Below are 20,853 nucleotides of genomic sequence, written 5' to 3'. Positions count from 1 at the left end.
GGACGGAGCGTCCGGCTGCGTTTCACCGTCTTGTACGCCGCTGTGTTCCTCGTCTCCGGAGCGGCCCTGCTCGCCCTGACCAATCTGCTGGTCGGTGCGAACGACACCGAGGTCGTCCCCGTTCAGGCCACCGTCGTCCAGCAGCCCGGACTCGCGGCGGCGCAGCAGCGCATCCACAGCCTGGAGACGCAGCTGTCGCAAGCGGAGGCGACACAGTCGCGCCGGCTCCTGACGGGTTCGCTGGTCGCGCTGGCGGTGATGGCGGCGGTCTCCGTCCTGATGGGCAACGTCATCGCCGATCGGGTGCTGCGCCCGCTGCGGACGATCACCACCGCGACGCGCCGGATCTCCGCCGACAACCTGCACGAACGGCTCGCTGTGCCGGGCCCCGCCGATGAGGTCAAGGACCTCGCCGACACCATCGACGGTCTGCTGGAACGTCTGGAGGCGTCCTTCACCGCCCAGCGCCGGTTCGTCGCGAACGCCTCCCATGAACTGCGCACGCCGCTGTCCATCATGCGGGCGTCGGTCGACGTGGCCCTGGCCAAACCGGAGCCGGTGCCACCCCAGACGGTCGCGCTGGCCGACCGGCTGCACACCCAGCTCGACCGGGTGGACCACCTGCTGGAGGGGTTGCTCGTACTCGCCCGCGCGCAGCACGGCCCGCTCGCCGACGCCTCTGCGCTGTCGCTGGGCGATCTGGTGTCACGGGCGCTGACCGCGCGCGCCGCCGACCTCACGGCCAGGAACCTGACCTTGCACGACGGCGAGCTGCAGCCGGCGGCGCGCACCCAGGGCAGCCGGACGCTGCTGTCGCGTATGGTCGACAATGTGATCGACAACGCCATCGTCCACAACCAGGACGGCGGCTGGATCCGGGTGACGACCTCAGGGGACGACGCGACGGTGCGGCTGATCGTGGAGACCGGCGGGCCCGTGCTCGATCCAGCGCACGTCGCCCGGCTCGGCCGGCCGTTCCAGCGCCTCGCCGACCGCACCGGCCCCGTCGCCGGCTCCGGCCTCGGCCTGTCGATCGTCACGGCCATCGTGTGCGCGCATGACGGCCGCCTGAGCCTGAGCGCCCGACCCGAAGGCGGCCTGCGCGTCACCGTCTCGCTGCCGTCGGCGCCCGCACCGGAAGGCGGTGCGGGGTGAGGATCCTGGTCGTCGAGGACGAGCACCTGCTCGCCGAGGTCCTGACCGAGGGGTTAAGGGATCAGGGCATGGCGGTCGACGTCGCCCACGACGGTCTCACCGCCGCCGCCAAGCTCGACCTCCATGGCTACGACGTGGTGATCCTCGACCGGGACCTGCCCGGCATCCACGGCGACACCCTCTGCCAGATGATCACCGAGCGCGACGAGCGCGCCATGGTTCTGATGCTGACGGCGGCCGGCTCCCCGGGGGACCGGGTCAGCGGGCTCACCCTGGGCGCCGACGACTACCTCGCCAAGCCGTTCCACTTCCCGGAGCTGGTGCTGCGCGTGCGCGCGCTCGCCCGCCGGCGGCCCTCGGCCCGCCCGCGGACGCTGCGGGCGGGCGGCGTCGAGCTCGACCCGGCCCGTCACAGGGCGACCCGCGACGGCTGGCGGCTCGACCTCTCGGTCAAGGAGTTCGCGCTGCTGGAGGCGCTGCTGCGAGCCAGCCCTTCCTGTCTCAGCGCCGAGGAGCTGCTCGAACAGGTCTGGGACGAGAACGTCGACCCGTTCACCAACACCGTTCCCGTGACCGTCAGCCGGTTGCGCCGCAAACTGGGCGACCCGCCGATCATCACCACCACGCCGGGCGTGGGTTACCGCATCGCCGACCCGGCCGACCGATGAGCCGCCCTGTCTCTGAGGTGGGCCGCCTCAGAACCGCACGACCGGTGAGAGCACTGTGACCTTGGAACTGCGCGCCGTCGTGGAGCCCTCGGCGCTGGAACGGCTGCGTTCCGGATCGATCGTGGGGCCGATCTGGCTCGACCGGGGAGAGGACGGCTTTCCCGAGGCCGGCTGGACGGACTTCCCCGTCGTCATCCTGGGATGGTGGTTGTCCGCCCTGCGGCGGCCGTTCAGAACGGCCGAGCTCACGTTCATGGACGGCCCGTGGGAGGCTCGCCTGCACCTGCGTGGCAGCGCATACCGCGCCGTGCTGCGCAGGACCTATCCGGTCGTGGTCGAGGGGGAGGGCGAGGTCGCCTTCGATGTGCTGCGCGAGTCCGTTGTCGCCGCTGCTCGCCACGTGCTCGCGGAGTGCGAGAAGAGGAACTGGACCGACACCGATATCTCGCTGCTCGGCTCCATTATTGATCTACAATGTAAAGGCGGTCGGTGGTAACAAAACGGTCCACAACTCGACTTACGGACATCCGGCGACCACAAGCCCGTGGAGCATGGGAGCCGTTGAAACGGAACGGAGCCTACACAGACACATGATCAGCCCTCTGGTGACCGACGAGGAGCGCCGCGCCCGGCTGGGCGTGCCGCCGTTCTTGTAGGTCGTTCGGCCCCTGTGGTTCGATGGTCGGCGCGGCCGGAATCGCCGGTTTCGCGTCAACGGGGGATGCACCATGGAGCTTCGGCTGCTGGGCGCGCTCGAACTGGTGGCCGGCGGACACAGTGTCGATCTCGGGCCGGCCAAGCAACGGATCCTGATCGCGTCCCTGGCGGTGGAGGCCGGTCACCTGGTGCCCACGGAGACGCTCATCGACCGCCTGTGGGACGACGCCCCGCCGCGCGAGCCCCGCAAGGTGCTGCACACCTACGTCGCCCGCTCCCGCCGCGTGCTGGAGCAGGCCCGGTACCTCGACGACGGGCGGATCGCGCTGGACCGCCGGGCGGACGGCTACCGCCTCACCATGGACCTCGACCACATCGACCTGCACCGGTTCCGCCGGCTGGTCGAGCAGGCCCGCGCCACGCACCGCCGCCGGCCGGAGCGGGCCGCGCTGCTGGGCGAGGCCGTCGGCCTGTGGCGGGCGTCCCCGCTGGACGGGATGGCCGGGGGATGGGCGGCGCGGGTGCGCGAGGGGCTGCGGCAGCAGCGGCTGGGCGCGGTGGCCGACTGGGCGGAGGCGGAGCTGGAGCTGGGCCGGTCCGCGCCGGTGATCGAACGCCTCGAGGAGCTGATCGTCCACCATCCGCTCGCCGAGTCCCTGGTGGCCCGGCTGATGCAGGCGCTGAGCCTGGCCGGCCGTGCTGCGGAGGCCCTGGAGGTGTACGCGCGGGCGTGCCGGCGGATCGAGGACGAGCTCGGCGCCCAGCCGGGCCCCGAGCTGCGTTCACTGCACCTGGCGATCCTGCGCGGGGAGACGGTCCGCGTCGCGGACGGCGCGACAGGCCCGGACCCGGTGGCTCTCCCGGCGCGCGGCCCAGGGCGGCAGCCGGGGGACACCGGGGTGGCCGAGCGCCCACGGCCGGCTCAGCTTCCGGCGGAGGTGCCCGCGTTCGCGGGCCGCGCCGGATGCCTGCAGCGGCTGGACGACCTGCTGGGGTCCGGCGACCGGCTCCGGGTACGGGTCGCGGTGATCGCCGGCGTGGCCGGCGTGGGCAAGACCGCGCTGGCCATGCGCTGGGCGCATCGGGTGCGCCACCGGTTCGGTGACGGGCAGTTGTACGTGAACCTGAGAGGGTTCGACCCGGGCGGGTCCCGGATGGGCGCGGCGGAGGCGCTGACCGGGTTCCTGGACGCGCTGGGGGTGCCGCCGGACCGGGTTCCGGCCGACGTGGGCGGGCAGGCCGCTCTCTATCGCAGCCTGCTGGCGGAGCGGCGGATGCTGGTGGTGCTGGACAACGCCGGCGACGACGAGCAGGTTCGCCCGCTGCTGCCCGGTGCGCCGGGCAGCCTCGTGGTGGTGACCAGCCGCAGCCAGCTCTCCGGCCTGGTCGCCGCCGAGGGCGCCCACCCGTTGCGGCTGGATCCGCTGTCCGGCGCCGAGTCGCGCGAGCTGCTCATCCATCGCCTCGGAGCGGCGCGGGCGGCGGCCGAGCCGCACGCGGTGGACGAGATCGCCGCCCGGTGCGCGGGGCTGCCGCTCGCCCTGGTCATCGTGGCCGCCCGGGCCGCGACCCATCCGGAGTTCCCCCTCAGCGCGCTGGCCGGCGAGCTGTGTGACGCGCGCAACCGGCTCGACGCCCTGGCCGGCCGGGATCCGGCCACCGATCCGCGTGCCGTGTTCTCCTGGTCCTATCGGGCGCTGAGCCCGGCGGCGGCGCGGTTGTTCCGGTTGCTGGGGGTGCTCACCGGCCCCGACCTGGCCGCGCCCGCCGCGGCGAGCCTGGCGGGCGCGGCCGTGCCCGAGGTCCGGCCGCTGCTGGCCGAGCTGGCCGGGGCGCACCTGGTGGCCGAGCACCAGCCCGGCCGGTACGCCCTGCACGACCTGCTGCGCGCCTACGCGGCCGAGCTCGTCCACGCCGTCGACCCCGAGCCCGACCGGCGGCAGGCGTCGCGCCGGCTGCTCGATCACCTCCTGCACACGGCGTGCGCCGCCACGCTGCTGCTGGCCCCGCGACAGCGCCCGATCGCGCTGCCTCCGGCCGCACCGGGGGTGAGCGCCGAGGTGATCGGCGGGGCCGGGCAGGCGCTGGCCTGGTTCACCGCCGAGCGTCCCGCGCTGCTCGCCGCCGTGCAGGAGGCCGCCGCCCAGGGGCTCGACGAGGAGGTGCGGCACCTGGCGTGGGCGCTGAGCGCCTTCCTGCGCTGGCGCGGCCTGCTGCTCGACTGGGCGGGCGTCGAGCAGGCCGCGCTGGACGCCTCGCGCCGGCTGGCCGATCCCCGCGGACAGGCCCACGCCCACCGTCACCTCGGCCGCGCCTTCACCCTGCTCGCCCGCTTCGACCGCGCCCACACCCACGCCACGCAGGCTCTGGGCCTGGCCGTCGGCCTCGCCGATGAGCCGGGCCAGGCGCACGCCCATCACGAGCTGACCTGGGCCCTGTCCCGGCAGGGCCGATACGCGGACGCTCTCGGGCACGCCGAGCAGGCCCTCGCCCTGTTCCGGGCCGCCGGTCACCGCGCCGGGCACGCCAAGGCACTCAACGGGGTCGGCTACTGCCACGCCCTGCTCGGACAGCACGACCGGGCGCTGGTGTACTGCCGTCAGGCCCTCGCCCTGTTCCGGGAGCTCGGCGATCTCAACGGGCAGGCCGCCTCCCTCGACGGACTCGGCTACGCCCATCATCATCTCGGCCAGTACGACCTCGCCGTCCGCTGCCACCGGCAGGCGCTCGGCCTGTACCTGACGCTGGGCGACCGCATCGGCGAGGTGGAGGCGCTGATCCGGCTCGGCAACGCCCAGCACGTCGGCGGCGATCACGGCCTCGCCGGCGTCACCTGGCGGCAGGCTCTCGTCCTTCTCGACGAGCTCGCCCATCCTGACGCCGGCCAGGTCCGTGCCCAGCTCGCCGACCCCGCGCTGTCCCGGGATCCTGCGGCCTTGTACTGGCCGCACCGGTGAGACGCGGGAGCGCACGCGTCGCCAGCGCCGGTGATCAGCCCCTGACCGTCGGCGAGTAGGCGTAGGCCGCCCCGCCCGTGGCGCCCCGGGTGCGGTAGGTGGAGCCTGCGGTCCGGGTGGAGTAGCACCGGAACGTCTTGAACTCGTAGGGCTCGAAGTCCTCGGCCCGGTCCTCGCACCAGTTCCAGTTGCGGCCGTTGACCTGCCGCTGCAGATAGACCAGCGTCCTCAGCAGGCTGCCGCCGGTCACCCGCTTCACCTCGAGGACGTGGCCGATGCTGCCCGGGTTGATCTCCACGCACGCTCTGTAGTCGAACCCGCCCGCGACCGCCCAGTTGCCGCAGTAGTAGGGCGCGGGGTCGGCGTGGGCGGGCCCGGCCTGAAGCACGGCCGAGGACATCGCGGTCGTCAGGGCCAGGGCGAAGATGCCCGCCCGGGTACGCCGGTGGCCTGATCTCATGTCGTCTCCTGTTCGTCGATGGATGGTCACCATGAACGCGGACGTGACAGACCCTAGATAAGGCCGCCTTCGCAAAACCTTCGCCTTTCTTGAACGGCGGCTTCCTCGTTGCACGAGGGAGCCCGGCGGCTATTTCCGCTGGTAACGGCGTGGTGGCCGTGCCGGGACCGATCGGGGCGGCGTCCACGCCGGCCGTGTCAGCGGTCGTGTCAGCGCAACAGCGGCCCGGCATCAGAGCGGTCCGCGACCGTAACGACCATGAACGGTTCAGTGATCGCGGCCGAGACGCCGCGCGAGGCGTACGAGGGCGAGATCGTCCTGGACGGTATCGACTTCTTCCGCCGCACCATGCGGGGCCCGCTGGCCCGCTACGACGTCCTGCTCGGCAGGCTCGTGGCCATCGGGATCGTCATCGGACTCGTGCCGGCCGGCAAGAAGGGGCCGGGAATGCGGCCATTCGCCCGGAACCTGTCGTTCACCCCGCTCATCGACACGCTGCGCGGCCTGTTGTCCGGCCCGCCGTCGGCGGGGCTGGTCATCATGGCGATCGCCGGGTGTGCCGGGCTCTTGTTGATCGGCTTCATGTGGGGACGCGCGCTGCTGGCGAAGCGAGCGTGAGCTCGGCCGGCTCCCCGGGCAACGAACTCGATGGGCGGTGAATCCGCCGTCCACCGGGAGGGCGACGCCGACGACGCAGGCGGCGGCCGGGCTGCACAGCCACAGGACGGCCTCGGCCATCTCGCCGGCGGTGCCCAGGCGGCCGATGGGCTGCTGCTTCATGATCTCGGCCATGGCCCCCGCCTGACCTTCCAGGATGTCGGCGACCATCGGGGTCTCGATGACGCCGGGGCGCACGGCGTTGATAGTTGACCGCGTTCACCCGGTCGAAGTCCGCGGCCGTCTCGTCGGCGGCGACCCGGTCTTCGTCCGTGACGTCGCAGACCGGGGCCAAGGCCGGTGGCCGGCGTCGGTGAGCTCCTCGGCGGCTTGCTCGACGGCGCCCGTGGTCGACCTTCAGTACCCGCGGGAGCTGCCGGGCGGGCCGCCCTCGGCTGGGACCGCGTTTCCCGGGGGCAGGTCACGTACTCGTGAACAGCCGGTCCAGCTGCACGTCGATCGCGGCGAGCGCGTCCTCGGGCTCGATCACGTCGAGTTCGATCAGGGAGGTGAAGCCGGTGAGGGCGAGGAGCAGGTTGGTCTCGGTCGCCGGGTCACGGCCGGAGTCGATGTGCCCGTCGGCGATCGCCTGCCGGATCAGCTGCTCGACCAGGGCCCGCCCTTGGACGAGACCGCGGCGCGCCTGCTCGTGCACGGCCTCGTCGTGCAGCGCCTCCAGGACGTAGGCGGCGCTCATCCGGCTGGTCGCGCGGGCGTCGGCATGCAGGGGGAGCATTTCCGCGAGCGTCAGGCGCAGCACGTCGCGGGGGTGCGGGCGGTCACCGAGCTGTTCGAGCCCCTGGCGTACGCGCGCCGAGGTCTGCTCGGAGGCGAAGTCCATGGCGAAGGAGAGCATGGCGGTGCGGGAGGCGAAGTAGTGCTGGAGCTGCCCGAGTGACATGCCCGCCTCCTGTGCCACCACGCGCATCGTCAGGTGTGTGACGCCGCGCTGCTCCACCACCCGCCACAGTGCGCGGGCGATCGCTTCGCGGCGTTCGCGATGATCCACCTGTTTCGGCATCGCCGGCCCCTCGTACCTCAGAACTGTTCCAATACAGTTGACATAATACACTTGACCCATAATCCTGGGGCCACCCGAGGGAAGGAATCGTCATGTCCGGACAACCGACGGTGCGGACCACGGAAGGCGTGGTGCAGGGGCTCCGGCGGCAGGGGCACGCGGTGTTCCGCGGCATCCCCTACGCCCAGCCCCCGGTCGGCGCGCTCCGCTTCGCCGCGCCCGCGCCGCCGCACCGCTGGGAGGGGACGAGGCAGGCGGTCGAGTTCGGCCCCGTGGTGCCGCTGTCCCTGCCGATCGACGTGCCCCCGCAGGGCACCGACTGGCTGACGCTCAACGTCGGCACCCCGGATCCCGGCGCGGCGGGGCTGCCGGTGCTGGTGTGGATCCCCGTGGGCGGCTACCTCTCGGCGGCGTCGAGCGACCCGATGTTCGACCCGGCAGCGCTGGCCGAGGCGGGAGTCGTCGTGGTGACCATCAACTGCCGCGTGGGCGCGGAGGGTTTCGCGTTCCTCGACGACGCGCCGCCCAACCGCGGATTCCTCGACCAGATCGCGGCGCTGGAGTGGGTGCAGCGCAACATCGCCGCCTTCGGAGGCGACCCCGGCCGGGTCACCGTGGCCGGGGTGTCCGCCGGGGCGGGCTCGGTCGCCGCCCTGCTGACGATGAAGCCGGCGCGCGGCCTGTTCCGCCGGGCCATCGCCCATTCGGTGCCGGGGCTGCACAGCACCCCCGCGCTGGCCCGGCAGGTCACCGCCGCGTTCGCGGACCGGCTCGGCGCGGCGGCCCCCACCGCCGAGGCCCTGCGCGACATCGACCCGTGGCACCTGGCCGCCGAGCTCACCTCCTTCAACGCCGGCCTCCACGCGCACCGGGAGAGCTGGGGACGCCTCACGGAGACCGGCACCGCGCTGTGCCCCGTCGTCGACGGCGAGGTCCTCCCGGAAACGCCCTGGCCCGCCCTGACCGGCGCCCGCGCGAGCGGGACCGAGCTGCTCGTCGGCCACGCCCGGGACGAATTCCGGTACTTCAGCGTCATGAGCGGACGCCACGGCACCTTCACCGAGGAGGACGCCCGCGCGGCCCTGGAACTGCACGCCCCGCAGCCGGACGGCGCGCGGGCCTACCATGCCGCGTTCCCGCAGGCAGGCCCGGAGGAACTGGTGGAGACGGTGTACTCCGACGCCCTCTTCCGCATGCCGTCACAGAAGCTGGCCGAGGCGAACGCCGCAGCCGGCGGCACCTCCTACCTGTTCGAACTGTGCTGGGTCGCCCCGGCCCTCGGCGGCATCCTGGGCGCCTGCCACAGCCTCGACGTGCCCCTGGCGTTCGGCACGCTGGACAGCCCCGTCGGCACCCAGCTCATCGGCGAGGAGCCCACTGCCGAGGCCGTCGCGCTCTCCCGCGAGCTCCAGGGGGCATGGGTCCGCTTCGTCACCACCGGCGACGCGGGCTGGTCCGCCCACCGGCCCGGCGAGCGCCTCACCCGGGTCCTGGACACCGAGTCGAAGACTCTGCCCTACCCCGAGCAGGCATCCCGCCAGATCTGGGAAGGCCACTTCCCCGCCCCCTTCGATCTCTCGTGACGGCGTTCGGCCTCAGCCGTCGAAGCGGATGCGTTCCATGGCCGCGTCGTAGATCAGCCAGGCGTCGTGACGTTCGCAGGCGTCGGCAAGGGTGCCCGGGTCGTAGTGGCGCCCGCTCATGCGGCCGAGGAGTCACCCGCCGCGCACCTGCCCCGCACCGAGACCGGTCAGGTGTCCCTGCGGCGGGAGCTGCTGACACCTATCGGGGCGCCAGGATCCGCAGCTGCAGCATCGCCGCGAAACGCTGCTCCGGGTCCTCCAGATCGATCTCGCCCACCTCGGCGACCCGCCTGAGCCGGTAGCGCAGCGTGTTGGGGTGGATGAAGAGCGCGGCGGCCGCCTTGCCCACGTCGCCGAGCGCGTCCAGCCACGCCTCCAGCGACTGGACGAGACCGGCGTTGTTGCGCTCGTCGTAGTCCATCAGCCGGGCGATCGCGCCGACCAGCCGCTCGCCGCGCGCCGCCGCGAGGTCGCGCAGCTCCAGGACCAGGGCCAGCGTCTGCACGTCGTCGAGCCGGGCCACCCGCAGCGAGGTGTGCCCCTCCCGCATGACCCGCAGCACCCGGTCGGCCTGCGCCCTGCCGCGGACGATGCCGCCGATGTCCGGCCCCGCCGGGGCGACCGCGAGGATCGCGGGCAGGCTGCCGCCGACCCGGTCCACGAAGTCGGAGGCCAGGCGCACGGCCCGCTGTTCCGGGTCGCCCGTCGGCACGATGACGGGCAGCAGGCCGTACACGGTGCCGCCGACGGCGGCCACGGCGGCGGACGGCACCGCCGCCGACAGGTGCACCGACAGGGCGTCCGCGAGCCGTTCGAGCTCGGCGGCCCTGCCGTGGTCGGCCCAGGCGTGGTCGTCGCCGGTGAGCAGGGCGGCGCTCACGATGACGAGGGTGCGGCCCGACAGGCCCAGCCGCGCGAGCGCGTCGCGCGCGCCGGCGCCGCCCTCCAGGACCGTCGCCATCAGGTCGGCGCGCAGCCGCCGCCGGACGTCGGCGCCGGCGCGGACGCGCAGCAGGTGCAGCGCGACCAGTTTCGAGGCGTCCAGCAGGGCGTCCGTCCGCTCGCCGTCGATCTCGCCGTCCATGGCGGCCCAGATCGAGCCGAGGATCTCGTCGCCGGCGCGGACCGCGATGGCCACGCGCTGCACCGTCATCCCGTCGTAGCCGAGATCCTGCGGCGTGACGACGACCGGCCGCTGGTAGCGGTAGAGGTCGCGGAAGACGCCCAGCTCGGTCAGGCGGGTGGCGTACCGTTCGGGGACCTGCCGGCCGATGACGGTCTCGACGCGGGAGGCGTCCGCCTCGTCCTGGCGGCCGGAGAAGGCGAGGACGCGGGAGTTGCGGTCCTCGATGGTGATGGGCGCGTCGAGGAGCGCGGCCACGGCGTTGGCCACCGCGAACAGGTCGCCGGACGGCAGCCCGCCCAGCGACTCGTGCTCGTGCTCGCCGATGTCCCCCTCGGCCAGCATCGACCGGATGAGCGCGGTGAGCTGCGCCCAGGTGGCGCCCCGGCGCAGGCCGATCAGCGCCACGCCGCTCCTGGCGACCGCCTCCCGCACCTGCGGGGTCAGGGCGACCGGCGCCCGGACGACCAGGCCCACCGCGTCGTGGTCGCCGAGCGTGTCGAGCAGCCGGGGCAGCGTGTCGCCGGACGGGTCGACGCCGATGCCGAGCACCAGCGAGCGCGGCCCGAGCACGGGCTCGTCCAGCGGGTCGTAGATGACGAGTCCGCTGATCTCTTCGCGCTGGTCGACGTCGCTGGCGATCAGCTCGAGCAGGGTGATCCCCAGGTCGTCCAGGACCCGGCCCAGGCTGGCACGGGGACGCTGGCTCACGCTCCGCAGTATAGGAGCCCGAGCCGCGGGGTCGGATCGTCCGACGATCAGAGGACGATCCACTCGACGGACCTCGTCACCGCGTCGAGCACCTCGGGGATCGGCGTGACCCCGAGCCCGGGGCCGGTGGGCACCGCGATGTGGCCGTCGTCCAGGACGATCGGCTCGGTGATGTCGGTGCGGTAGAAGCGGTCGGAGGCCGAGACGTCGCCCGGCAGCGTGAATCCGGGCAGGCCGGCCAGGGCGACGTTGGCGGCGCGGCCGAGACCCGTCTCCAGCATGCCGCCGCACCAGACCGGCAGCCCGTTCGCCACGGCCAGGTCGTGGATCCGCCGGGCCTCCAGGTAGCCGCCGACCCGGCCGGGCTTGATGTTGATGACCTGGCAGGCGCCGAGCGTGATCGCCGCGGCGGCGGTCTGCGCCGAGACGATCGACTCGTCGAGGCAGATCGGCGTCGCGAGCTGCCGCGCCAGCGTGGCGTGGCCGAGGACGTCCTCCTCCTCCAGCGGCTGCTCGATCAGGAGCAGGCCGAACTCGTCCAGCCTGGCCAGGTGCCGGGCGTCGCGCAGCGTGTAGGCGGTGTTGGCGTCGACCTGGAGCAGCACGTCCGTGCCGAAGCGCTCGCGGACGGCGGCCACCGGGGCCAGGTCCCAGCCCGGCTGGATCTTCAGCTTGACGCGCACGTACCCGGCGTCCAGGTAGCCCTCGACGACCGTCAGGAGCTGCGGGATCGAGTCGTGGATGCCGACCGACACGCCGCTGGGGACACGGTCGCGGGCGGCGCCCAGCTCGCGGCCGAACGAGCGGCCCAGCGCGCGCAGCTCCGCGTCGAGCACCGCCATCTCCAGGGCGGCCTTGGCCATGCGGTGCCCCTTGATCGGGTGCATGAGGCCGGCGATCGCGGCGGCTCCCGAGCGGGCGACCGCGGCCCGGCCCTCGGGGGAGGCGAGCCGGGGAAGCAGGTAGTGGCGCAGCACGTCCTCCTGCGAGCCGACGTACTCGCTGGAGTAGAGCGGGTCGGCCAGCGCGACGCACTCGCCCCAGCCCTCGGCGTCGTCGGTGACGGCCTTCAGCAGGAGGACGTCGCGCTCGGTCTGCGTGCCGAACGAGGTCCTGAACGGCGACACGAGCGGCATGGAGACGCGGCGAAGTTCGACTCCCCGCAGTTTCATGGGGTTCTCCGGATCTGTTCGGGGTCGGGGTGGGCGCCGGCGAGCCGGACGAGGTAGCCGAGCTCGCGGTCGAAGTCGACGACGCGGCCACCGGCGGCCATCAGCGGTTCCAGCTCGTCGCGCAGCCGGTGGCGCCAGCTCCGGGCGGCGGCCCCGTCGTGGACGCGCAGCGCCTCGATGTCGGCCGGCGCCGCGACCCGCCTGCTGGACGGGCCGGCGGCCGGCCGTTCGCCGGGCGTGCCCGAGCAGGCGGCGCGCACCCGGGGCGAGAGCAGCTCCCAGCGCACCAGGAGCCGGTCGGTGTCGTCGCCGCCGTTGATCGCGTCGTGCATCGGGCCGTAGAAGTTGGGCAGGTACTCCACCGGCAGCGCGCCCAGCTTGACGATGTTGAAGTAGGCGTTGCGGCTGACCAGCGGGTCGAAGGTCCACTCGACCGCGACGATGCCGCGCGCCAGCGCCCACGCGCGCTGGTGGAGCTTGAGCGCCATCCCGGTGCCGCGGCCGGCCAGCCCGGGCGCCACCCCGGCGATGTGGCTGTGCAGGGTGCGGGCCGCCGGCTCCTCGTGGAAACCGATGCAGACTCCGATCAGCCGGTCGCCGTCGTAGGCGCCGGCGACGTAGTTGCCCGCCTTCGTCAGCGCCCGCAGGAACTCCACGGTGATCAGGGGGTTGTCGGGGCGGCCCCAGATCTCGACGAGCAGGGCGATCACGGCGTGGGCCTCGCCGAGGTCGCGCAGCTCCCTGACCGTCACCCCGGCCCTGGCCGCCCACCGTGCCGCCTCGCGCTCCGCCAGGCCGACGGCGGACGCCTCGACGTCCAGGCTCCGCCGGCCGGAAACCTCGATGCTCATGCCTGCCCCTCCAGGAGTTCGGCGATCAGCTCGCGCAGCAGCACCGTGCGGTCGAGCAGCCGGTCGGCGACGACGTGCTCGTGGTCGGCGTGGGCGCCGCCGCCGACCGCGCCCAGGCCGTCGAGCGTCGGGGTGCCCACGCCCGCGGTGAAGTTGCCGTCCGAGGCACCGCCGACGACCGTGCCGGTGACCGGCGGCAGGCCGAGCCGGGCCGCGACGGCCGCCGCCCGCTCGACCAGCGCCCGCCCGGCCGCCTCCTCCAGCGGCGGCCGGTTGACGCCGCCCGCGATCTCGATCGCGGCGCCGGGCACGGCCGGCCGCAGAGCGCGCAGCGCCCCGTCGACCCGCAGCTGCTCGGCGGCCGTCCAGGCCCGCACGTCCACCGCGAACGAGCCGCAGGCGGGCACCGTGTTCGCCGTCGTGCCCGCGCTCGCCACGGTCGGGGTGACCGTCGTGCCGGCCGCCGGGTCGCCCAGCGCGTTCACGGCGAGGACGAGGTGCGCCAGCTCGACCACGGCGTTGACGCCCTGGTCCGGCTCCAGCCCCGCGTGGGCCGCGCGGCCGGTGACGCGGACCTCGTACAACGACACGCCCTTGCGGCCCACCTTGAGCGCGCCGCCGCCGGCCGACGCCTCCAGGACGAGGGCCGCCCGCGACCGGCGGGCCTCCTGCTCGATCAGGGCGCGCGAGCTCGGCGACCCGAGCTCCTCGTCCCCGGTCACCAGCAGGGTGACGCCGGTCCGCACGGGCAGGTCGGCGACGGCGTGGACCGCCATGACCAGCCCGGCGAGCATGTCGAAGCAACCGGGGCCGCGGATCACACCGCCGGCGAGCTCGTACGGGCGGGCCGCCAGGGTGCCGAGCGGCCAGACCGTGTCGTGGTGGGCCAGCAGCAGCACCTGGCGGTCGCCGTCGCCGAAGCGCCACCGCAGGTGCGAGCACCCGTCGATGGTGATCCGCTCCGGCTCGGCGCCGAGCAGGGCGGCCCCGATGCGGGCCACGAGGGCGGCCGACCTGGCGACCGCGGCGTGGTCGGCGGAGGGCGACTCGCACTCGACGAGCTCCTGGAGGTCGGCGAGCAGCGACGGCAGGCTGAGCGAGCCGCGCGAGGTGACCCGCACGGTCAGCCGAGCTTCTTGGGGGTGGCGCGGGCGCCGTAGTGCACGTACTCCTCGCCGGTGGGCAGCGTGTAGAACGTGACCGGGGCCCACGACTCCATGCCCTCGGGGCGGACGGCGTACATGCCCGGCGAGACCGGGACCAGCTCGTACGTCTCCACCTGCTCGCCCTCGATCTTGGCCAGGGGGCCCATCAGCGTGGTGCGCAGGGTCGGCTTGCCGTCCTGTTCGAACACCTCCATGCGCACCGACTCCCGCTCGTAGGTGCCCGCGTACGGCGCCAGGTCCGTCGTGACCGGCTCGGCCGGCGGCTCGAACGGCGCGGGCAGCCGCACCCCGGCCAGTTCGCCGAAGATCTCGTCGTAGAGCCCGGCGTACAGGTCGCGGGTGCTGCCGCCGTTGGTCAGCAGCGCGACCGCGACGCCGGCCTCCGGCAGGACCCGCAGGAACGCCGCCTGGCCGATGGTGTTGCCGTCGTGGCCGTAGGCGCGGTGGCCGTTCCAGTCGCAGCGGAACCAGCCCAGGCCCCAGGAGTCGCCGAGCAGGTGCTTCTCGGGGCAGTCGGTCTGGTAGGCCGACATCGCCGCGGTGCTCTCCTCGCTCAGCACCCGCGTGCCGTCGGCGGCGAGCCCGCCGGCCAGGTGCATCCGGGCGAAGGCCAGCACGTCGGCGACGGTCGAGGTGATCAGGCCCGCCGGGCCGACCGCGCGCGGCAGGCCCCACACCGGCGCGACCACGGGCTCCTCGCCGCCCTTGACGTGGCCCATCGCGTGCGCGAAGACCATCGCCTCCTCCGGCAGGGTCGTGGTGCGGGTCAGACCGAGCGGGGCGAACAGCTTGTCCTTGATCGCCTGGTCCCAGGTCTTGCCGGTGGCGATCTCGATGATCCGGCCGAGCAGGGAGTAGCCCGCGTTGCAGTAGGACCAGGTGGCGCCGATCGGGTGGTTCTGCGCGGTGTCGGCCAGCAGCGCGACGTACTTCTCCAGCGCGTCGTCGCCCCGGCCGGTGTCGGTGAACAGGTCGCCGTCGATGCCGCTGGTGTGGGTGAGCAGGTGCCAGACGGTCACGGCCGCGGTGATCTCCGGGTCGCGCAGCGCGAACCCGGGGACGAGCTTGGCCACCGGGGTGTCGAGGGCGAAGCGGCCCTCGTCCACGAGCTGCATGATCACCGTCGCGGTCCACACCTTGGTGATGGAGCCGATCTGCCAGACCGCGTCGGTGCCGGCCGGCTGGCCGGTGCCGGCGTGCAGCACGCCCGTCGCGGCGGTGACGAGCTCGTCGCCGCCGTCGCCGAGCCGCAGGATGCCGAGCTGGGCGCCGGGGACGCCGTGCTTGCTCGCCAGCTCGTCGAGACGGCTCTGCCAGTGGGTCCGGTCGATGGTGCCGGTCATGTCCGCTCCTTCAAGATCGGGACGGTGGGCGGGGTGCCTTCAGTTCTCGGATGTCCGGCGCGCCGCTCCGGGGAGCGCGGCGAGCAGGAGGCGCGTGTACTCGTGCCGTGGCGTGCCGAGCACCTGCGCGGTGGGGCCGTGCTCGACGATCTCCCCGTTGTGCATCACGGCCACCCGGTCGGCGACGTACCGGACGACCGCCAGGTTGTGGGAGATGAACAACATGGACAGGCCCAGGTCGCGCCGCATGTCGCGGACCAGGTTGAGCACGGCGCCCTGCACGGAGACGTCCAGCGCCGAGGTGATCTCGTCGGCGAGGATCACCTCGGGCCGGGCGGCGAGCGCCCTGGCCAGCGCGACGCGCTGGCGCTGCCCGCCGGACAGCCGCCCGGGCAGGTCGCCGGCCCGGGCCGCGTCCAGGTGGACGAGCGCGAGCAGACGCGCGATCTCCGCCTGGCGGGCCTGCCGGCCGAGCCGCTCGGGCAGGGCCTCCGCGATGCTCTCGCCGACGGTCATGCGGGGGTCGAGCGAGGAGTACGGGTCCTGGAAGACCAGCTGGACCGGACGCGCCCGGCCCCGGCTCGGCACCGGCCGATCGTCCAGCAGGATGCGGCCACCGGTCACGGGCGCCAGGCCGACGGCGGCCCGCGCCAGGGTGGACTTGCCGCAGCCGGACTCGCCGACGAGGCCCACGATCTCGCCGTCGCCGACCTCCAGGCTGACGTCCTTCAGCACCGTGTGCGAGCCGTACCGCACACGGACGTCGTGGAAGCCGAGCACGCTCATGCGCTCACCTCCTCGGTGCGGGCGGGAAGGGGCTGCCCGGCCTTGTGGCACGCCACGCGGTTGCCCTCCGGGCCGGTCTCCAGCGCGGGCTCGACCGACCTGCAGTGATCGTCGGCGAGCGGGCAGCGGGCCGCGAAGGCGCATCCGGCCGGTACGTGCGCGGGATCGACGGGCAGCCCGGGGATGACGGCCAGCGGCCTGGTCAGGTCGGTCTCCATGTCGGGCACGGCCGCGACGAGCGCCCGCGTGTACGGGTGCCGGGCCAGCGTCCGCAGCCCCCGCGCGGGCAGCTCCTCGACGATGCGGCCGGCGTACATGACCAGGACCCGGTCGCACACGTCGGTCACGACGGAGACGTCGTGGCTGATGAGCAGGAGGGCGGCGCCGGTGTCGCGGCGCACCTCGGCGAGCAGGCCGAGCACCTGCTGCTGCACCGTGACGTCGAGCGCGGTGGTCGGCTCGTCGGCGATGACGAGCCGCGGCGTGCCCATGAGCCCCATGCCGATCATGGCGCGCTGGCGCATGCCCCCGGAGAACTCGAAGGGGTGCTGCCCGGCCCGCCGCTCGGGCTCGCGGATCCGGACCGCGCGCAGGCGGTCCACGGCGCGGGCGAAGGCCGCCTTCCGGCTCAGGCCCTGGTGGAAGCGGCTCACCTCGGCCAGTTGCGAGCCCATGCGGTGCGCGGGGTTGAAGGAGGTCATCGGGTCCTGGAACACCACGGCCAGCGACGTGCCCAGGCGCTTGCGCAGGGACGCGGAGTCGGCGGCCAGGAGGTCCTGCCCGGCGAAGACCAGGTGGCCCGCCTCGACCCGGATCGGCTCCTCGATGAGCCTGGCCACCGCCAGGGCCGTCATCGACTTGCCCGAGCCGGACTCGCCGACGACGCCGACGGCCTCGCCGTCCCGGACGGCGAACGTGACGCCGCGCACCGCGCGGATCGGGCCGCGCGGGCCCGGGATCGTCACGCGCAGGTCGTCCACCGACAGGATCGAGCCTTCGGCGGGTGCCGTCACGACGGGCGCCGGGCTCTGGCCGGCGGCGGGCCTGACCGGGCCCCGGCGGGCGGCGCCGGTGACCTCGTCGAGGCCGAAGGCGGTGGCCAGGGCCTCGCCCGTGAGGTTGAACGCCAGGCCCGCGACGATGACGGCGAAGCCGGGCCCGAGCGCGGCCAGGGGGTTGGTGTAGATGCCGTTGAGCCCGTCCTGCATGAGCTTGCCCCAGTCGTAGGACGGCGCCTGTACGCCCAGCCCCAGGAACGACAGGCCGGCGAACGACAGCAGCACCCCGCCGGCGCCCAGCGTGGCGTTGACGATGAGCGGCTCGGCGATGTTGGGCAGCACGTGGCGGCGCAGGACGCGCAGCCGGCTCACGCCCGCGATCCGGGCCGCGGCGATGTAGTCGCGCTCCGCGACGCCGGCGATGAGCGTGTGGCACAGCCGGGCGAACGACGGCGCCCCGGCGAGCCCCACCGCGAGCGCCGCACCGCTCTCCCCGACGCCGAAGATGACGGCGAAGAAGAGCACGAGCAGCAGCCCGGGGAAGGCCACCAGCACGTTGACGGCCCAGGTGACCAGGCGGCCCAGCCGCGGCCCTGCCAGCATCGGCGCGGCCCCCAGGAGGAGGCCCAGCGCGATGCTGATCGCCGTGGCGCCGAGCGCCAGCACGATCGACAGCCGGGTGGCCACGAGCACCCGGTGGAACAGGTCCCGGCCGAGGTTGTCGGTGCCGATCCAGTGCTCGGCCGACGGGCCGGCCAGCAGGTTGCCGGTGTCGACGACCGTCGCCCGCTCACCCCACAGGATCGGCCCGAGCACGGCCACGGACAGGACGACGACCAGCAGGCCGAACCCGGCCAGGCCCACGGGACGGCGCAAGAGGCGTGCCGCTCGCATCTCAGGCGGCTCCGATCGTCGAACGGGGGTCGAGCAGCGCGAGCAGCACGTCCACGAGGGTGTTGATGAGCAGGACCCCGACGCCGTAGACCAGGACGGTGCCCTGCACCAGCGGATAGTCCTTGGCGACGATCGAGGAGACGATGGTGGAGCCGAGGCCGGGCCAGGCGAACACGTTCTCCACCAGCACCGTCCCGGCCACCAGAGAGCTGAGCAGCATGCCGCCGAGCGTCAGGCTCGCCGTCACGGCGTTCGGCAGGGCGTGCGCGAGGTACACCCGCACGGGCGTGAGCCGTTTGGCCCGCGCCGTGCGGATGTAGTCGGCCTCCATCACGGCGAGCATCTCGACGCGGACGATGCGCGAGAGCATCGCGGCCGGGCCGATCGCCAGCGCGAGCGTCGGCAGCACGTAGGAGTCGAAGCTCTCCAGGCCCGCCACGGGGAAGAGCCTGGTCTGCACCGCCAGCAGGTAGACGAGCCCGACGGCGAGCAGGAAGTCGGGGATCGCGCTCAGCACGACGCTCGTCCCCGTGAACGCCAGCTCCCTGCGCCGGCCCCGGCCGCGCCGCGTCACCACCGCCATCACCACGCCCACCGGCACGGCGACCAGCAGCGACAGCACGAACGCCGCCACGGCCAGCTGCAGCGTCGCCGGCAGCCGCTGGCCGATCATCTCGCTCACGGGGAGCCTGCTGGTGATGGAGACGCCCAGGTCGCCCTGGAGCAGGCGGCCGAGGAAGCCGGCGTACTGCTGCCAGAGCGGGTCGAGCAGGCCCAGCTCCTGCTTCGTGGCCGCCACCAGGTCGGCGGGGGCGGTCGGGCCGAGCGCGGCCCGCACCGGATCGCCCGGGACCAGGTGGATCATCAGGAACGAGGCGGTCACCAGAACCCAGAGGGACAGCAGCAGCCGTCGCGTCCGCCGCAGCGCGAAGCGGAACCACGGGTGCGACCACAGCCCGGCCGCCCGGCTTCTGAGGCCGGGCACGGCCGCGGGCGGGACGGCCGCCGGCGTCGGGATCTTCATCGTCAGCCGAGCATCCTGATGCTGGTCGGGACGATGCTGCCGATGATGGAGAGCTTCGCGCCCTTGACGAACGTCGGGACCAGGTTGTTGGCGAACGGCACCACGTCGGCCGCCTTGTACAGCGCCTGCTCGGCGGCGAACCAGTCCTTGCAGCCGTCCACCCCGTTCGCCTTCATCGCCTTGGCGGCGGCGGCCTGGTAGCCGGCGTTGTCGATGGCGGCGAAGTTCGTGCCCTTCGGGGCGGTGGGGCCGGACACGAACGGCATGACCTGGTCCGGGGTGCTGACGTTGAGCGGCATCCAGACGATGTCCCAGGCGCCGGTGCCGAACACCGCGCCGGACGCCTCGGTCTGGGTCTGCTGCTTGGCCGTGACCTCGATCCCGGCCGCCTTCCACGCCGCCACCGCGAGCTCGGCGGCGGCCCCTCCGCCGGTGCCGAGCGAGTTCGGGTAGATGAGGGTGAGCGAGAGCTTCTTGCCGTCCTTGGCGCGGACGCCGTCCGGTCCCTTCGTCCAGCCGGCCGCGTCGAGGGCGGCGCCGGCGGCGGCGACGTCGAACGACGGCACGTGGCCGGTCACGGCGTCGCCGACGCAGCCGAGCGGCTCCAGGGCGGCCAGCTGGGTCGGGGGCACGCCCTTGCCGGACGTCAGCGCGACCTGGAGCTGCTTGAGGTCGAGCGCCTGGGTCAGCGCCATGCGCACGGCCGGGTCGTCGGTGGCGTGACCGTCGCCCTGGTTGTACCACTGCTCGCCGACCAGCGCCTGCATGTTCACCCGCTCCAGGCCCGCCTTGGACAGGCGGTCGGCGTCCGGGCCGGTGATCTGGACGGCGTTGATGGTGCCGGCCAGCAGCTCGTTGGCGGACGTGGTCTCATTCGCGACGATCTTGACGACCACCTTGGCCGGCATGCCCGCCTCGGCCGTGGTCGCGCCGCCGGGGCCCCACGTGTACCCCTTGCGCAGCTCGTAGGTGTACCGGGTGGACGGGACCGCCTCGGTGAGGACGTACGGGCCGGTGCCGTTCGTCGCGGCCTTCAGCGTGGCGCGGTCCTTCATGCCGGCGTCGCACACCATCGGCAGGTTCGCCAGCGCGGTCAGCACGAACGGGGCCGGCGCGGCGAGCTTGAGGGTGACCGTCGAGCCCGAGGCGGAGGCGGTCGTCCCGGCCGGGATGAAGACCCCCAGGAACGGGCTCTTGTTGTCCGGGTCCACCACGTAGGTGATGTTGTCGACCACCGTCTGCGCCGTGAACGCCGTGCCGTCGGCGCAGGTGACCCCGTCCTTCAGTTGCAGGGTGACCGTGGTGCCGGCCACCTTCCACGACGCGGCCAGCTGCGGCTGGATCGAGCCGTCCGCCGCGACGGCCACCAGGTTGTCGTAGGCGTACTGCGTCAGGCCGAACAGGGCGCTCGTCGCCGACCCCTGCGGGTCGAGGGCGCCCGGGTCCGAGGCGAGGTTGAGGGTGAAGGTCTTGCCGCTCGCGTAGGCGGCGGAGGAGCCCGGCGCGGCGGTGCCGGGCGCGTCGCTGCCGCAGGCGGCCAGGGCGGCCGACGCGGTCAGCGTCAGGGCGAGCGCCGCGAGGGCCCTCGTGCGGGTGGGGGTCATGCGTGGTCCTATTTCCGGGAGGG

General features: G+C 73.6%; 17 protein-coding genes and 1 pseudogene. 6 read left to right on the top strand and 12 right to left on the bottom strand.

From position 1 onward, the window contains the following. The first annotated feature begins 30 nt into the window (after positions 1–30). The 4 genes from LCN96_RS28970 (at position 31) to LCN96_RS28955 (ending at position 5,437) form a co-directional block, all read left to right on the top strand. Entirely contained in the window at positions 31–1,155 is a 1,125-nt protein-coding gene (locus LCN96_RS28970; RefSeq protein WP_225265576.1) for a sensor histidine kinase, read from the top strand. Then, positions 1,152–1,823, top strand: coding sequence for a response regulator transcription factor (locus LCN96_RS28965; protein WP_225265575.1), 672 nt, complete (start codon positions 1,152–1,154; stop codon positions 1,821–1,823). The genes LCN96_RS28970 and LCN96_RS28965 overlap by 4 nt, the downstream gene beginning before the upstream one ends. A 55-nt stretch (positions 1,824–1,878) precedes the next feature. Then, on the top strand, positions 1,879–2,319 hold the full coding sequence (locus tag LCN96_RS28960; RefSeq protein WP_225265574.1) for a hypothetical protein: 441 nt from the start codon (positions 1,879–1,881) through the stop codon (positions 2,317–2,319). Between the two features lie 232 nt (positions 2,320–2,551). Then, positions 2,552–5,437 (top strand): AfsR/SARP family transcriptional regulator, encoded by a 2,886-nt coding sequence (locus LCN96_RS28955; protein WP_225265573.1) that lies wholly within the window; start codon positions 2,552–2,554, stop codon positions 5,435–5,437. A gap of 34 nt (positions 5,438–5,471) precedes the next feature. Here LCN96_RS28955 and LCN96_RS28950 read toward each other — a convergent pair whose 3' ends face one another. Beyond that, complete coding sequence (locus tag LCN96_RS28950; protein ID WP_225265572.1) at positions 5,472–5,897, bottom strand: hypothetical protein; 426 nt, start codon at positions 5,895–5,897, stop codon at positions 5,472–5,474. A gap of 258 nt (positions 5,898–6,155) precedes the next feature. On the opposite strand from LCN96_RS28950, the gene LCN96_RS28945 reads away from it, so the two are divergent. Continuing rightward, positions 6,156–6,515, top strand: coding sequence for a hypothetical protein (locus LCN96_RS28945; RefSeq protein WP_225276280.1), 360 nt, complete (start codon positions 6,156–6,158; stop codon positions 6,513–6,515). Positions 6,516–6,611: 96 nt separating this feature from the next. Here the strand turns inward: LCN96_RS28945 and LCN96_RS56730 are convergent. Then, a pseudogene (locus LCN96_RS56730) lies at positions 6,612–6,725 on the bottom strand (hypothetical protein); the annotation flags it as partial. A gap of 250 nt (positions 6,726–6,975) precedes the next feature. Next, complete coding sequence (locus LCN96_RS28935; protein WP_225265571.1) at positions 6,976–7,575, bottom strand: TetR/AcrR family transcriptional regulator; 600 nt, start codon at positions 7,573–7,575, stop codon at positions 6,976–6,978. Between the two features lie 92 nt (positions 7,576–7,667). Here LCN96_RS28935 and LCN96_RS28930 point away from each other — a divergent pair, with 92 nt between their 5' ends. Then, a complete protein-coding gene (locus tag LCN96_RS28930; protein WP_225265570.1) occupies positions 7,668–9,158 on the top strand; it encodes a carboxylesterase/lipase family protein in 1,491 nt (496 codons plus the stop codon). A gap of 199 nt (positions 9,159–9,357) precedes the next feature. Here the strand turns inward: LCN96_RS28930 and LCN96_RS28925 are convergent, their stop codons facing one another. Genes LCN96_RS28925 through LCN96_RS28885 form a run of 9 tightly spaced genes read right to left on the bottom strand, consistent with a single transcriptional unit; the run spans position 9,358 to position 20,830 of the window. Then, positions 9,358–10,992, bottom strand: coding sequence for a PucR family transcriptional regulator (locus LCN96_RS28925; protein WP_225265569.1), 1,635 nt, complete (start codon positions 10,990–10,992; stop codon positions 9,358–9,360). Between the two features lie 47 nt (positions 10,993–11,039). Further along, a complete protein-coding gene (gene menC / locus LCN96_RS28920; protein WP_225265568.1) occupies positions 11,040–12,164 on the bottom strand; it encodes an o-succinylbenzoate synthase in 1,125 nt (374 codons plus the stop codon). Further along, positions 12,161–13,015 carry a GNAT family N-acetyltransferase gene (locus tag LCN96_RS28915; RefSeq protein WP_225265567.1) on the bottom strand — a complete coding sequence of 285 codons (855 nt, stop codon included), beginning with the start codon at positions 13,013–13,015 and terminating at the stop codon, positions 12,161–12,163. Before LCN96_RS28915 ends, menC begins: the two co-directional genes overlap by 4 nt. Further along, a complete protein-coding gene (locus tag LCN96_RS28910) occupies positions 13,012–14,136 on the bottom strand; it encodes a M20 family metallopeptidase (RefSeq protein WP_225265566.1) in 1,125 nt (374 codons plus the stop codon). Before LCN96_RS28910 ends, LCN96_RS28915 begins: the two co-directional genes overlap by 4 nt. Positions 14,137–14,138: 2 nt before the next feature. Then, on the bottom strand, positions 14,139–15,524 hold the full coding sequence (locus LCN96_RS28905) for a serine hydrolase domain-containing protein (protein ID WP_225265565.1): 1,386 nt from the start codon (positions 15,522–15,524) through the stop codon (positions 14,139–14,141). A gap of 39 nt (positions 15,525–15,563) precedes the next feature. Then, positions 15,564–16,310 carry an ABC transporter ATP-binding protein gene (locus LCN96_RS28900; protein ID WP_225265564.1) on the bottom strand — a complete coding sequence of 249 codons (747 nt, stop codon included), beginning with the start codon at positions 16,308–16,310 and terminating at the stop codon, positions 15,564–15,566. Beyond that, the gene (locus tag LCN96_RS28895) at positions 16,307–18,202 is read right to left on the bottom strand and encodes a dipeptide/oligopeptide/nickel ABC transporter permease/ATP-binding protein (protein ID WP_225265563.1); all 1,896 of its coding nucleotides are present in this window, start codon (positions 18,200–18,202) and stop codon (positions 16,307–16,309) included. Before LCN96_RS28895 ends, LCN96_RS28900 begins: the two co-directional genes overlap by 4 nt. 1 nt (position 18,203) lies before the next feature. Further along, positions 18,204–19,226, bottom strand: coding sequence for an ABC transporter permease (locus LCN96_RS28890; protein ID WP_225265562.1), 1,023 nt, complete (start codon positions 19,224–19,226; stop codon positions 18,204–18,206). 2 nt (positions 19,227–19,228) lie between these two features. Continuing rightward, positions 19,229–20,830, bottom strand: coding sequence for an ABC transporter substrate-binding protein (locus LCN96_RS28885; protein WP_225265561.1), 1,602 nt, complete (start codon positions 20,828–20,830; stop codon positions 19,229–19,231). Positions 20,831–20,853 lie beyond the last annotated feature (23 nt).

The sequence above is a fragment of the Nonomuraea gerenzanensis genome, assembly GCF_020215645.1.
GTDB lineage: Bacteria > Actinomycetota > Actinomycetes > Streptosporangiales > Streptosporangiaceae > Nonomuraea > Nonomuraea gerenzanensis.
The sequence above is the reverse complement of the archived record's forward strand: the minus strand, read 5'-3'. Positions and strand labels throughout refer to the sequence as shown.

Bases quoted from the DNA above. Each gene is read 5' to 3' on its own strand.
- LCN96_RS28955 (WP_225265573.1), top strand. From the start codon at position 2,552: ATGGAGCTTCGGCTGCTGGGCGCGCTCGAACTGGTGGCCGGCGGACAC.
- LCN96_RS28950 (WP_225265572.1), bottom strand. From the start codon at position 5,897: ATGAGATCAGGCCACCGGCGTACCCGGGCGGGCATCTTCGCCCTGGCC.
- LCN96_RS28945 (WP_225276280.1), top strand. From the start codon at position 6,156: ATGAACGGTTCAGTGATCGCGGCCGAGACGCCGCGCGAGGCGTACGAG.
- LCN96_RS28935 (WP_225265571.1), bottom strand. From the start codon at position 7,575: ATGCCGAAACAGGTGGATCATCGCGAACGCCGCGAAGCGATCGCCCGC.
- LCN96_RS28930 (WP_225265570.1), top strand. From the start codon at position 7,668: ATGTCCGGACAACCGACGGTGCGGACCACGGAAGGCGTGGTGCAGGGG.
- menC (WP_225265568.1), bottom strand. From the start codon at position 12,164: ATGAAACTGCGGGGAGTCGAACTTCGCCGCGTCTCCATGCCGCTCGTG.
- LCN96_RS28915 (WP_225265567.1), bottom strand. From the start codon at position 13,015: ATGAGCATCGAGGTTTCCGGCCGGCGGAGCCTGGACGTCGAGGCGTCC.
- LCN96_RS28905 (WP_225265565.1), bottom strand. From the start codon at position 15,524: ATGACCGGCACCATCGACCGGACCCACTGGCAGAGCCGTCTCGACGAG.
- LCN96_RS28900 (WP_225265564.1), bottom strand. From the start codon at position 16,310: ATGAGCGTGCTCGGCTTCCACGACGTCCGTGTGCGGTACGGCTCGCAC.
- LCN96_RS28895 (WP_225265563.1), bottom strand. From the start codon at position 18,202: ATGCGAGCGGCACGCCTCTTGCGCCGTCCCGTGGGCCTGGCCGGGTTC.
- LCN96_RS28890 (WP_225265562.1), bottom strand. From the start codon at position 19,226: ATGAAGATCCCGACGCCGGCGGCCGTCCCGCCCGCGGCCGTGCCCGGC.
- LCN96_RS28885 (WP_225265561.1), bottom strand. From the start codon at position 20,830: ATGACCCCCACCCGCACGAGGGCCCTCGCGGCGCTCGCCCTGACGCTG.